The sequence below is a fragment of the Streptomyces sp. RPA4-2 genome, from assembly GCF_012273515.2.
Classification (GTDB): domain Bacteria; phylum Actinomycetota; class Actinomycetes; order Streptomycetales; family Streptomycetaceae; genus Streptomyces; species Streptomyces kaempferi.
Genome location: NZ_CP050975.2, coordinates 6,203,899 through 6,216,774, shown reverse-complemented (window position 1 = coordinate 6,216,774; position 12,876 = coordinate 6,203,899). Strand labels below are relative to the sequence as shown.

The 12,876-nt window shown below is 69.6% G+C and carries 11 protein-coding genes and 2 pseudogenes; 4 read left to right on the top strand and 9 right to left on the bottom strand.

Features of this window, described 5'->3' with window-relative positions; all coding sequences use genetic code 11:
- Positions 1-69 precede the first annotated feature (69 nt).
- Together HEP85_RS27395 and pyk are read left to right on the top strand one after the other, a co-directional pair.
- Entirely contained in the window at positions 70-1,287 is a 1,218-nt protein-coding gene (locus HEP85_RS27395; protein ID WP_168530302.1) for an acetate kinase, read from the top strand.
- Between the two features lie 73 nt (positions 1,288-1,360).
- Positions 1,361-2,794, top strand: coding sequence for a pyruvate kinase (gene pyk / locus HEP85_RS27390; RefSeq protein WP_168530301.1), 1,434 nt, complete (start codon positions 1,361-1,363; stop codon positions 2,792-2,794).
- A 213-nt stretch (positions 2,795-3,007) separates the two neighbouring features.
- On the opposite strand, the pseudogene HEP85_RS27385 reads toward pyk, so the two are convergent.
- The 4 genes and pseudogenes from HEP85_RS27385 to HEP85_RS27370 form a co-directional block, all read right to left on the bottom strand.
- Positions 3,008-4,320: pseudogene (locus tag HEP85_RS27385) on the bottom strand (hypothetical protein).
- On the bottom strand, positions 4,310-4,924 hold the full coding sequence (locus tag HEP85_RS27380; protein WP_168530299.1) for a DUF6114 domain-containing protein: 615 nt from the start codon (positions 4,922-4,924) through the stop codon (positions 4,310-4,312). The pseudogene HEP85_RS27385 and the gene HEP85_RS27380 overlap by 11 nt, the downstream one beginning before the upstream one ends.
- A gap of 106 nt (positions 4,925-5,030) precedes the next feature.
- Entirely contained in the window at positions 5,031-5,684 is a 654-nt protein-coding gene (locus tag HEP85_RS27375; RefSeq protein ID WP_168530298.1) for a DUF6230 family protein, read from the bottom strand.
- A gap of 621 nt (positions 5,685-6,305) precedes the next feature.
- Positions 6,306-7,283 carry a tetratricopeptide repeat protein gene (locus HEP85_RS27370; RefSeq protein WP_168530297.1) on the bottom strand — a complete coding sequence of 326 codons (978 nt, stop codon included), beginning with the start codon at positions 7,281-7,283 and terminating at the stop codon, positions 6,306-6,308.
- 299 nt (positions 7,284-7,582) lie between these two features.
- On the opposite strand from HEP85_RS27370, the pseudogene HEP85_RS27365 reads away from it, so the two are divergent.
- Positions 7,583-8,194 (top strand): annotated as a pseudogene (locus HEP85_RS27365) (TetR/AcrR family transcriptional regulator); the annotation flags it as partial.
- Positions 8,195-8,455: 261 nt separating this feature from the next.
- On the opposite strand, the gene HEP85_RS27360 reads toward HEP85_RS27365, so the two are convergent.
- The 5 genes from HEP85_RS27360 to HEP85_RS27340 all read right to left on the bottom strand — a co-directional run bounded on the left by HEP85_RS27360 (position 8,456) and on the right by HEP85_RS27340 (position 12,003).
- On the bottom strand, positions 8,456-10,156 hold the full coding sequence (locus HEP85_RS27360; RefSeq protein WP_168530295.1) for a methylmalonyl-CoA mutase: 1,701 nt from the start codon (positions 10,154-10,156) through the stop codon (positions 8,456-8,458).
- Positions 10,157-10,285: 129 nt separating this feature from the next.
- Positions 10,286-10,624, bottom strand: a complete 339-nt coding sequence (locus HEP85_RS27355) for a DUF3817 domain-containing protein (protein WP_168530294.1) — start codon at positions 10,622-10,624, stop codon at positions 10,286-10,288.
- A 53-nt stretch (positions 10,625-10,677) separates the two neighbouring features.
- Positions 10,678-11,187 (bottom strand): MarR family winged helix-turn-helix transcriptional regulator, encoded by a 510-nt coding sequence (locus tag HEP85_RS27350; RefSeq protein WP_168530293.1) that lies wholly within the window; start codon positions 11,185-11,187, stop codon positions 10,678-10,680.
- Positions 11,188-11,365: 178 nt separating this feature from the next.
- Entirely contained in the window at positions 11,366-11,659 is a 294-nt protein-coding gene (locus tag HEP85_RS27345; protein ID WP_168530292.1) for an MTH1187 family thiamine-binding protein, read from the bottom strand.
- Positions 11,656-12,003, bottom strand: coding sequence for a DUF3817 domain-containing protein (locus HEP85_RS27340; protein ID WP_168530291.1), 348 nt, complete (start codon positions 12,001-12,003; stop codon positions 11,656-11,658). Before HEP85_RS27340 ends, HEP85_RS27345 begins: the two co-directional genes overlap by 4 nt.
- Positions 12,004-12,243: 240 nt before the next feature.
- Between HEP85_RS27340 and HEP85_RS27335 the strand changes: the two genes are divergently transcribed.
- On the top strand, positions 12,244-12,876 hold the full coding sequence (locus HEP85_RS27335) for an AIM24 family protein (protein WP_168534067.1): 633 nt from the start codon (positions 12,244-12,246) through the stop codon (positions 12,874-12,876).

The window sequence follows — 12,876 nt, the reverse complement described above, 5'->3', positions numbered from 1 at the left end:
GGCCCCCACCCGGCGTCCGCCCCCGGCGACGACCGCGCACCCGAAACCGACCCAGAAGGCATCCCCGCAGTGACCGCCACCCGAGTCCTCGTCCTCAACTCCGGCTCCTCGTCGCTGAAGTACCAGCTCCTCGACATGCGCGACAGCAGCCGCCTCGCCACGGGCCTCGTCGAACGCATCGGCGAGCGGACGTCCCGGCTGAAGCACACGGCGCTCACCACGGGGGAGACCCGGGAGACGACCGGCCCCGTCGCCGACCACGCCGCCGCCCTCAAGGCCGTCGCCGAGGAGCTCGGCCGGGACGGGCTCGGCCTGGACTCCCCCGAGCTGGCCGCGATCGGCCACCGGGTCGTGCACGGCGGGAGTTCCTTCACCGAACCCGAGATCGTCGACGACGCCGTGCTCGCGGAGATCGAGCGGCTGGTCCCGCTCGCCCCGCTGCACAACCCGGCGAACCTGACGGGTATCCGTACGGCCCGGTCGCTGCGCCCCGACCTTCCCCAGGTCGCCGTCTTCGACACCGCCTTCCACACCACCATGCCGGAGTCGGCCGCGCGTTACGCGATCGACGTGAGCACCGCCGACGAGTACCGCATCCGGCGCTACGGCTTCCACGGCACCTCGCACGCCTATGTGTCCCGGGAGACCGCGAAGCTCCTCGGCAGGGCGCCGGAGGACGTGAACGTCATCGTGCTGCACCTCGGCAACGGTGCCTCCGCGTCCGCCGTGCGCGGGGGCCGTTGCGTGGACACCTCCATGGGGCTCACGCCACTGGAGGGACTCGTCATGGGGACGCGGTCCGGTGACGTGGATCCCGCGGTCATCTTCCATTTGACGCGCGTTGGCGGGATGTCCACGGACGAGATCGACACTTTGCTCAACAAGAAAAGCGGCCTGATCGGTCTGTGCGGCGACAACGACATGCGGGAGATCCGAAGCCGTGTCGACGAGGGCGACGAGCAGGCGCGGCTCGCCTTCGACATCTACATCCACCGCCTGAAGAAGTACATCGGCGCCTATTACGCGGTACTGGGCCGGGTGGACGCGATCGCCTTCACCGCGGGGGTCGGCGAGAACGCCGCCGCGGTGCGCGAGGCCGCGGTCGCCGGTCTGGAGGGGCTCGGCCTGGCGGTCGACGCCGGCCTGAACGCGGCTCGAGGGGACGGGGCGAGAATCGTCTCCCCCGAGGGCGCACGGGTCACGGTCGCCGTGGTGCCGACCGACGAGGAACTGGAGATCGCCACGCAGACCTACGCACTCGTGGGCGCGTCCCACGACCTCACCTGAGCGGCATCCCGCCCCTTTGTATCTTCCGCCAGACGGAATATTCCGTAGCGAAACAAACCGATAGGATCGCCCCATGCGCCGTTCGAAAATCGTCTGTACTCTCGGCCCCGCGGTCGACTCCCACGAGCAGCTCGTCTCGCTGATCGAAGCCGGCATGAACGTGGCCCGCTTCAACTTCAGCCACGGCTCGCACGCCGAGCACCAGGGGCGCTACGACCGCGTCCGGGCCGCCTCGGCCGAGACCGGCAGGGCGATCGGTGTCCTCGCCGACCTGCAGGGCCCGAAGATCCGTCTGGAGACCTTCGCCGAGGGACCCGTCGAGCTGGTGCGCGGTGACGAGTTCACCATCACCACCGAGGACGTGCCGGGCGACAAGCAGATCTGCGGCACGACCTACAAGGGCCTGCCGGGCGACGTCTCCAAGGGCGACCAGATCCTCATCAACGACGGCAACGTCGAGCTGAAGGTCGTCGAGGTCGTGGGCCCCCAGGTCAAGACGGTCGTCATCGAGGGCGGCGTGATCTCGGACCACAAGGGCATCAACCTGCCCGGCACCGCCGTGAACGTGCCGGCGCTGTCCGAGAAGGACGTCGAGGACCTGCGCTTCGCCCTGCGGATGGGCTGCGACATGGTCGCCCTCTCCTTCGTGCGCGACGCCGACGACGTGAACGACGTCCACAAGGTGATGGACGAGGAGGGCCGCCGCGTCCCCGTCATCGCCAAGGTGGAGAAGCCGCAGGCGGTCGCCAACATGGACGCCGTCGTCGCGGCGTTCGACGCCGTCATGGTGGCCCGTGGCGACCTGGCCGTCGAGTACCCGCTGGAGAAGGTCCCGATGGTGCAGAAGCGCCTCGTGGAACTCTGCCGCCGCAACGCCAAGCCGGTGATCGTCGCGACCCAGATGATGGAGTCGATGATCACCAACTCGCGCCCGACCCGCGCCGAGGCGTCGGACGTGGCCAACGCGATCCTCGACGGCGCCGACGCGGTCATGCTGTCCGCCGAGTCGTCCGTGGGCGCGTACCCGATCGAGACGGTCAAGACGATGTCGAAGATCGTCGTGGCGGCGGAGGAGGAGCTGCTCTCCAAGGGACTGCAGCCCCTGGTCCCCGGCAAGAAGCCGCGCACGCAGGGCGGTTCGGTCGCCCGCGCCGCCTGCGAGATCGCCGACTTCCTCGGCGGCAAGGGCCTGGTCGCCTTCACCAAGTCCGGTGACACCGCGCGCCGGCTGTCCCGCTACCGCGCGTCCCAGCCGATCCTGGCCTTCACCACGGACGAGGGCACCCGCAACCAGCTGACGCTGAGCTGGGGCGTCGAGTCCCACGTGGTGCCGTTCGTCAACAGCACCGACGAGATGGTCGACCTGGTCGACCAGGAGCTGCAGAAGCTCAAGCGGTTCAACGACGGCGACGTCGTCGTCATGACCGCCGGCTCGCCCCCCGGCGTCCCCGGCACCACCAACATGGTCCGGGTGCACCACCTGGGCGAGAGCGGCCGCACCGCCTGACCCACGGTCCCCGTACACCGCCGAGGGCGCTCCCTGTGACAGGGGGCGCCCTCGGTCTTTCGCCGTTGAATCACGCCTCAACACTCGCGCGGCTCCGCCCGGCCCACCGGGAATGCCTGAGGGCGCCCCCTGGATCAACAGGGGGCGCCCTCAGGGTGTTGCGGCTCCCGGAAAGGTCGTGGGCGGGTCCGAGGACCCGCGGGCCGGGGCCCGTCAGCTGGTGTACTGGTGCAGCCCGGGTACGGTCAGTGTCCCGCCGAACTGTCCCGCCTGCACGACCTTCACCTTGGTGAAGTAGATCAGCGGGATGTTCAGCGGCGGCGGGTTGTCCGGGTCGAACGTGATCGGTATCAGGCCGAGCAGGTTCCCGGAGATGCTCTCCGTGTACATGATCGTCTTGCCGTCGCGGATGGTGGACGTCGTCCCCTTGCCCGCCTGTACGTGGTACGTCTTGCCGGACTGCTTGTCGTCGACCGTCTGGTGCAGGTCCCCGATGTCCGTGCCGTCGGAGATCACGTACTTCAGGACCCTCTTGATCTTGCCGCTGGCGGTCTTCACCTTCACTATGCCCTGGTAGTCGGCGCCTTTGAGCAGCAGCGAGCTGGCGTTCAGGTACCACGGGTCGTCGGGCAGCAGTACGCGGTTGTCGACACCGCCCTCGGCGTCCGTGGCGACCGGGCAGTCCGACGTGTCCGTGGTGGCACTCGCGGACGGGCTCGGCGACGAGGTGGCCGCGTCGGTGGCGTCCTTGACCGCCTTCGTGGTGTCCTCGGCCGCCTTGGTCGCCGTGTCGGTCGTGTCCTTCACGGCCTTCTTGACCGTGTCGGTGACCTTGCCGACGGTGTCCTTGACGGTGCCGGACGCGCCCTTGTCCTGGGTGTCCCCGGCGCTCGCCGGGGCGGACGCGGAGGGGTGGCGGACGGCGTGGGGGTGGAGCTCCCCGTGGAATCGCCGCCGCCGGTGAGGACGCCCGTGATGGCGTCGCCGACGGCGCCGAGCAGTCCGCCGCCGCCCGTGGAGGCCGACGGGGTCGCCGCGGGCTTCTCGTCACCACCGGTGCCACTGGCGCTCTGGGCCGACTTGCTCGCGGACGGCGTCGGGTCGGACCCGGCCTTGTCGTCGGAACCTGAATCCGACGAAGAGGTCTTGTCCGGGGACGCGCTGGCCGAGGGGGTCGGCTTCGCCGTGCCGGGTGACGCGGTGGAGCTCGCCGAGGTGGAGGCGGAGGGCGTCGGCGTGGCCGAGGCGTCCTTGCCGTCCTTGGCGCCGGTCATGGCCTCGACGCACTTCTGGTATTCGTCGATCGTCAAGCTCTTGGACGACGGGTGATCGTCCGCCTGCGCGAGCGTCGGGGTGAAGCCCATGCCCATGAGGACGGCCGTCGGCATCGCCGCGATGGCCACGGCTTTGCCCGCGGGAACATGGAATCTGGTGAACAGGGGCTTCCTGGGGGCCGCGTGGCGCGGTCCGGTTCTCACCCGGGACTCGTCGGCTTCCGTCCCGCGGGTCGCCTCGTCAGCCGGCACTGTGCCTCCCGTTCGCCCCGTAGGCGGAGCTCATTCCTGACAGGTCCCTCGGCTCGCCGCCCGTCTCGCCGGCGTCCGCGGGACCCGCGCCGTCCGGGGTGCCGGGGGATTCCGGCGCCTGCGGCGCTTGCGGGGTGTTCGGGGTGTCGGAGGCGCTCGGAGCGCCGCCCTGGCTCTTGTACGTCGAACTGCGTTTTTCCTCGCCGGTTTCGCCCGGGGACCAGGAGACCGCCATCGCCCCGCCGATCATCGCGAACAGGAAGCCGATGAGGAAGCCGCCGAGGTTGGCCACCGGGATGGACACCAGGGCCAGCAGGATCGCCGCGACTCCGGCGAAGGTCCGTACGTGCCGCTGGAACCAGAGACTGATGCCCAGTACGCCGAGCAGCACGCCGATGATCAGGGATCCGGCGCCGGCCGTGGTGGACATCGCCAGCGTCAGATGACCGACTTGGAGATGCGCGTACGGGAAGTAGGCAATGGGGAAACCGCCGAGCAGGACGAACAGGCCTGCCCAGAACGGGCGTTCGCCCCTCCAGGACCGGAAGTTCCGCCGGAAGACTTGGAGATAGTGCTCGCTCTGCCCGGGTGACTCGGCGCTCATGGAAAACGGCTCCCTGGAACGGCTTGCTGTGAGAAGTTCACATACTGCGGAAAAGAGGTGGGGCGGGCGGGGCAGCTGCCGGCTCCCCCGCCCGCCCCCTGAGTGCCTAGTAGCACTCCTTGGTACCGGTAGACACCGACATCTTCAGGCCACTGAGCTTGAACGTGCCGGCCGTGGTCGCCCACGCCGTCTGCTGCACGTGGGTGAGCTCCGCGGACTCCGCCTGCTGGGCGAAGCCGTAAGGGTTGGCCTGCTCGCCGCCACCCTTCATGCCCGCGCCCTTGCCGCCCTTTTCGGTGCTCGTGTCACCGGCGGCCACACCAATGTCGATGTTGTGGAAGGTGGCATCGGCCTGGAGGTCCTCGACGTCGATGTACAGGTTCTCGGCCTGCACCGCGTCGTGACCCGCTCCGCCCGCCCTGAGGATCAGGCTGACCGACCCGAGCAACGGGATGTTCGGGGTGACCACGGACTGACACATGTTCGTGATCGACGCGGACTTGAACGCCGACACCGCGACGGGGTGAGCCGTCTTCTTGCCGTCGAGGGTGTACCCCGAGTCAATGGCTCCGTACTGCGAGAAGCCCTGGCCGTTGAGCGAGTCGGCCGTCACCTTGAACGACTGGCCGGAGACGCTGAACGACGCGGCGAGAGCGCCCTGCGCGAGGGCCACACCTATCGCTGCCGTGGCGGCCACACTGGGCACCATCACGACGGCGAACCGCTTCCATCTGGTCCCGCCACGCACCTGGGACTGCATATTTCCTCCTTCTCGGACGTACATCTCCTGGCCCTGACTGCCACTTGTCGGCGGCTCAGCCGGGCAGGGATGGGAGAAGTGCTACGTCCTCGGGAAGGAGAGCGCCTGTACTCCTCGGACGCATTACGCCCGAACACACCGGCGATCACCCCCGAGCGACAACCACTGGTCGCGCCTGACACACATCACGCACAACCTGCTGGACAGGCTCCGCCGAACGGCGAAGACCCCCCTGCCCAAGAGGCGGCGCCACTGCCGCCGCCCCTACCCGGTGGGGACCCAGAAAACCCCTTGACCCGATTGGTTGTCGGAGGAGGGGTAATGGACCGAGCGTCGCCGATCGTGGTGCATTCTGGCCGCCCGCACAAGGGGGTTCGTTACTGGCTAGTAACGGCCGGATAACCGAACAACGACCCGTCGGTATCGGTTGGCGACTCAGGGTGGCGCTGGGGCGGATGACAAAAAGGTTGATCCACGGACGGAATCCGACAGAACAACGCCTCCGACTTACTCCCAGTAACAGCGGCCGCGTTTACCAAGTTTTGGTAAAACGCGGCCGCTTGTGGCCCTCCTGACGAATCTTTCACCTGGGCGTCACAAGGCCCGGCGTTTAGGAACAGGTCAGAACAGGGCCCTGGCCAGCGCCCGGCGCGCCGCGATCACGCGCGGGTCGTCGGCGCCCACCACCTCGAAGAGTTCGAGCAACCGCACCCGTACGGCGTCGCGGTCGTCGCCCGCCGTGCGCTGCACCGTGTCGATGAGCCGCCCGAACGCGTCCTCGACATGGCCGCCCACGAGGTCCAGGTCGGCGGCGGCGATCTGCGCCCGCACGTCCTTCGGGTTCGCCGCGGCGTCCTCGCGCACCTTGCCCGGATCGGCGCCCTGCACGCGCTGGAGCAACTCGGCCTGGGCGAGGCCGAGCTTGGCCTCCGTGTTGCCCGGGTCGTCGCTCAGCACGTTCCGGTACGCCTGTACGGCACCGCCGAAGTCACCCGCGTCCAGGGCCTGTACGGCCGCTTCGAGGAGCGCGTCGTACGGTCCGGCCGGCATCTCGTGCTCCACCGGAGCCTCGCCGGGCTCGGCTTCCTGGTCGACGGTCAGACCGGTGAGGCCGAAACGCTCCTCGGCGACCTGCACGAGCTGGTCCAGGGTCCCCCGGATCTGCGCCTCGGCGGCGGCTCCCTGGAAGAGCGGCAGCGCCTGTCCCGCGACCACGGCGAAGACGGCCGGGATCCCCTGGATCCCGAACTGCTGCATCAGCATCTGGTTGGCGTCGACGTCGATCTTGGCGAGGATGAACCGGCCGCCGTACTCGACGGCCAGCCGCTCGAGCACCGGGCTCAACTGCTTGCAGGGCTCGCACCACTCGGCCCAGAAGTCGATGACGACCGGGACCTCGGTGGACCGCTGAAGGACATCACGCTCGAATCCGGCCTCGTCGACATCGATGACGAGACTGGCGGGAGACACGGCCCCGCCTCCGCCGCCCTGCCTGGCCGCTTCGGCGCGCGCCTGCTCCGCCTTCGCCTTGGCCTCCTGGGCCGCCTTCACCGCGGCGAGGTCGACGACTCCGCTCATGGACATGTTCCGTGGCTGCATGAGTACATCCTCCCCCTTCCTCGCGCACGTGTGAAAAACGCTGTGAAATCCGGGCCCGCAACGTCCTGGTCCGCGGCGCCCGGCGTCCGATGTGTGGTGCTCGCGCCGGGTCCCCACCTGGCGCCTGTGGTTGCCGCTCGCGCACGGGTCAGGGTGTACGAGCGTCGTCCGCAGCTTTCGCTACGGGTCGTAGCGTAACTGCACGGGGGCGTCTTCGCCCGCCTTCCCCCGGTGATCTCCCTCACGGCTTCACAGAACCGCCGGATTTGCCCGCCCACAACGGCGGATATGGTCCTGCCATGCAGAGTCGCTCTTCCGTCCCGCGTACGGGGCGCCCGCGCAGCGCTGCCGCGGACGCCGCGATCCTGGAGGCGACGCGGGCGGCGCTGGTCGAACTGGGCTGGTCCAAGCTGACGTTGGGGGACGTGGCGACCCGCGCCGGAGTCGCCAAGACGACCCTCTACCGGCGCTGGGCCGGCAAGAACGAGCTCGTGGTCGACGCGGTCGCCGTGCTCTTCGACGAACTGGAGCTGCCCGACCGCGGCAGTCTGGCGGCGGACATCGAGGGTGTGGTGCTGCAGTTCGCGGCGATCCTGGACCGGCCCGAGACGAAGACCGCCCTGATGGCGGTGGTGGCGGAGTCCACCCGTGACGAGCCTCTGCGGGAGCGGATCCGGACGTCCATCGTCGACCGGCAGAAGCGGCTCGTGGTGGAGGGGAGGGCGCGGGCCACCGCCCGGGGGGAGCTGCCGCCGGAGTCCGATCCCGAGGCGTCCGCGCGTACGGCGGATCTCATCTTCGACGTGGTCGCCGGGGCGGTGGTGCATCGCACGCTCGTCAGTGCGGAGGCGGCGGACGAGGAGTGGGTGCGGGCGTTCACCCGGGTCCTCCTGCTCGGCCTGGCGGGCGCCACCGACGCCCCCCTGAACCAGCGTTCCCTCGCCCCCGGCGCCCCATCTCTTGGGGCTCCGCCCCAAACCCCGCCAAGGGGCTGCGCCCCCTGGACCCCCGCGTCGCCCGAAGGGCTCGTCCTCAAACGCCGGACGGGCTGGAGATGCGGGCCCCGGCCGGCACCACCAGCCCGTCCGGCGCTTGAGGACAAGGCCCTTAAGGCCGACCGGGGGTCTGGGGGCGGAGCCCCCAGGTACGCATGGGGCGAAGTACCCCGGGGTTCAGAAGCCCGCCGGCTCCGTGTACACCCCCCACTCATCCCGGAGGGCGTCGCAGATCTCGCCCAGCGTGGCCTCCGCCCGCACCGCCTCCAGCATCGGCACGATCATGTTGGACCCGTCCCGCGCGGCAGCGAGCATCGCACCCAGCGCGGCCCGCACACGTGCGTCGTCCCGCGCGCCCCGCCGCGTCCCCAACTCCCGCACCTGCTCCCGCTCGACCTCATGGCTGACCCGGAGGATCTCCAGGTCGCCGGTCACGGACCCGTGGTGGACGTTCACGCCGACGACCCGCTTGTCGCCCTTCTCCAGCGCCCGTTGGTACTGGAACGCGGATTCGGCGATCTCCCCGGTGAACCAGCCGTCCTCGATCCCCCGCAGGATGCCGGAGGTGATCGGCCCGATCGGGTGCCGCCCGTCGGGATGCGCCCGCAGCCCCCGCTCCCTGATCTGCTCGAAGATCTTCTCCGCGTCGGCCTCGATCCGGTCGGTGAGCTGCTCGACGTACCAGGAACCGCCCAGCGGGTCCGCCACGTTGGCGACGCCGGTCTCCTCCATCAGCACCTGCTGCGTGCGCAGGGCGATCTCGGCGGCCTGCTCGGACGGCAGCGCGAGCGTCTCGTCCAGGGCGTTGGTGTGGAGCGAGTTCGTGCCGCCCAGCACCGCGGCGAGCGCCTCGACCGCCGTACGGACGACGTTGTTGTACGGCTGCTGGGCCGTCAGGGAGACACCGGCCGTCTGGGTGTGGAAGCGCAGCCACTGCGCCTTGTCGGACTTCGCGCCGTACACGTCCCGCATCCAGCGCGCCCAGATCCGCCGGGCGGCCCGGAACTTGGCGATCTCCTCGAAGAAGTCGAGGTGCGCGTCGAAGAAGAAGGAGAGGCCGGAGGCGAAGACGTCGACGTCCAGGCCGCGCGAGAGGCCCAGTTCCACGTACCCGAAGCCGTCCGCCAGCGTGTACGCCAGCTCCTGCGCGGCCGTGGAGCCCGCCTCCCGGATGTGGTACCCGGAGACGGACAGCGGCTTGTAGGCGGGGATCTTCGCGGCGCAGTGCTCCATCAGGTCACCGATGAGGCGCAGGTGCGGCTCGGGCTCGAAGAGCCACTCCTTCTGGGCGATGTACTCCTTGAAGATGTCGGTCTGGAGCGTGCCGTTCAGGACGGCGGGGTCCACACCCTGGCGCTCGGCGGCGACCAGGTACATGCAGAAGACGGGCACGGCCGGTCCGCTGATCGTCATCGACGTGGTGACGTCGCCGAGCGGGATGTCCTTGAACAGGACCTCCATGTCGGCGGCGGAGTCGATCGCGACCCCGCAGTGCCCGACCTCGCCGAGCGCGCGGGGGTCGTCGGAGTCGCGCCCCATGAGAGTCGGCATGTCGAAGGCGACCGAGAGACCGCCGCCGCCCGCGGCGAGGATCATCTTGTACCGCTCGTTGGTCTGCTCGGCGTTCCCGAATCCGGCGAACTGGCGGATCGTCCAGGTACGCCCTCGGTAGCCGGTCGGGTGGAGCCCGCGGGTGAAGGGGTACTCGCCGGGCCATCCGATCCGCTCGAAGCCCTCGTACGTGTCCCCGGGCCGGGGCCCGTACACCGGCTCCACGGAGTCGCCGGAGAGCGTGGTGAAGTCCGCGTCGCGCTTGCGCGATGCGTCGTACCGGGCCTGCCAGCGTCGGCGGCCCTCTTCGATGGCGTCAGCGTCCATGCCTCCAAATTTACTAGGACGTCCTAGTAAATGTCGATGGGAAACCGCCACGGACCACACCGACGGCGGTACGGAGGATCCGGTGGCGGCAGGAGTCCCGCGGCGTTACGGCTGGTGGGACGGGCCGGACTAGGCCTTGGCGACCACGGGGGAGTCGTCTGTGATCCTCGACTCCAGCTCGCGGCTGACCTTGCGCTCCACGAAGAACGCCGCCGTCGGGATCGTCCCGGCCAGCAGCACCCACAGCTGCTTGCCGACCGGCCACTTCGCCTTGGCGCCCAGGTCGAAGGCGAACACGAGGTAGACGACGTAGAGCCAGCCGTGCGCGATGGCGACGACGCGGGTGAAGTCCACGGCACCGTTCATGTCGAGCACGTACTTGGCGATCACACCGAGGGTCAGCAGGACCAGCAGCACACCGGTGACGTAGGCCATCACGCGGTAGCGGGTCAGCACGCTCTTCTTCATGCGTACGAGCCTAACGGCCCCTTTTGCGCGATCTTCGCGCGCCCCTGCCTCGTCTACTCGTCGTCGAAGTCGTGCGCCGAGACCCTCAGCGGCCGCAGCATCGCGAAGATCTCCCCGCACTCCTCGGAGTCGTACACCCCGAGCCCGAAGTCCATCTCCATCAGGTCGCGGGTCGCCGCGTCGCAGACCTCGCGGCCCTTGTCGGTGATGGAGGCGAGCGTGCCGCGCCCGTCGTTGGGGTTGGGGCGCTTGTCGACGAGCCCGGACCGCACCAGACGGTCCACGGTGTTCGTGACGGAGGTGGGGTGCACCATCAGCCGCTCGCCGATCTTGGACATCGGCAGCTCGCCGGCCTTGGAGAAGGTGAGCAGCACCAGGGCCTCGTAGCGCGCGAAGGTCAGTCCGTACGGCTTGACGACCGCGTCGACCTCGGCGAGGAGGATCTGGTGTGCGCGCATGATCGAGGTGATCGCGGCCATGGACGGCACGGCTCCCCAGCGCTGTTGCCACAGTTCGTCGGCGCGGGCGATGGGATCGAAGGCAAGGCTGAGCGGCTTCGGCACGGCATGAGACCTTACCCGCCGGTCATATCGTGGTCTGCCCCGTCTCGCCCTTCGGTCGCGCATACGTTCCCGTACGACGCGGGGAGGGGCGGCGGCGGCCGCTCGGACCGCCGGACGCGCGGAACCCCGGCCCAGTGGACCGGGGTTCGGGGGCGTCGGCGCCGCTCGGGACGGGAGGTCAGGCGGACAGGTGCCGCTCGACGGTCTCGACCTTCGAGGTCAGACCGTCCGTGACCCCGGGGCGGATGTCCGCCTTGAGGACGACGGAGACGCGCGGCGCGCGGGCCTCGACGGCGGCGACGGCACGCTTGACCACGTCCATCACCTCGTCCCACTCCCCCTCGACGGAGGTGAACATGGCGTCGGTGCGGTTCGGCAGTCCGGACGCGCGCACGACCCGTACGGCGTCGGCGACGTACTCCCCCACGTCCTCGCCGACACCGAGCGGCGTCACGGAGAAGGCGACGATCACGACGACCCCACGACTCCCTCGCGGCGGGCGCGGGAGGCGATGACCGCGTCCTCGGTCTCGCGCCGCAGCTTGCGCTCGGCGAAGAACCCGCCGGTGGGCAGCACGGAGAGGACGAAGTAGAGGATGCCGGTCCCGGCGCTCCACCGGGCGCGGTTCCAGGCGTCCGCCCAGAAGATCACGTAGAGGATGAAGAGCACACCGTGGATCGCGCCCATGACGGGCACCGCGTTGAAGTCCGTGGTCCGCTTCAGCACCGAGCAGACGAGCAGCAGCAGGAAGGAGACGGCCTCGGGGGCCGAGACCAGGCGGAGGCGGCGGAGGGCGGTGGCGGTCTTTATGTCCACGGGTCACCTTCGGTGGGGTCGGGGGAGAGTCGTCGGTCGTCCGGGGCTCCGAGCTTTGTGAACGCAAGCACAAGGCCCCGGCCATTGTGGCACCCGGGACGGGGCACCCCGGCCCGGGGGTCGCGGACGGCGCGCCCCGGGCGGTCGTCCCGTCGGCCCCTAAGGGGCCGCTCAGGGATGAGATCCACCCGTGGACCCTGTCCCCCTCCGCAACCGGCGGCTACCGTCACAACCGTGGCGATGTTCCGACTTCAAGGCAGCAAGGTGCTGGCCGTCGACATGACCGGGGACGCCGTGAAGGCGAAGAACGGCTCGATGGTCGCGTACGACGGTCAGATGGCCTTCAAGAAGCTGAGCGGTGGCGGTGACGGGATCCGCGGGATGGTGACGCGGCGCCTGACCGGCGAGCAGATGACGGTGATGGAGGTGAAGGGGCACGGGACCTGCTGGTTCGCGGACCGGGCGAGCGAGATCAACCTGGTGAGCCTGCGGGGCGACACGCTGTACGTCGAGTCCAGCAATCTCCTCGCGACCGACGCCGGGCTGCGCACGGGCACGTCCTTCACGGGACTGCGCGGCGCCTCCCAGGGCAACGGTCTGTTCACGACCACCGTCGAGGGCCACGGCCAGGCGGCGATCATGTCCGACGGGCCGGCGGTGGTGCTGCGCGTCAGCTCCCAGTACCCGCTGACGGTGGACCCGGGCGCGTACATCGCGCACCAGGGCAACGTCAGGCAGTCCTTCCAGGCCGGTGTGACGTTCCGCACATTCATGGGCGAGGGCGGCGGCGAGGCCTTCCAGATCCGCTTCGAGGGCGACGGTCTGGTCTACGTGCAGCCCAGTGAGCGCAACACGATCGCGGGGGACCTGTGA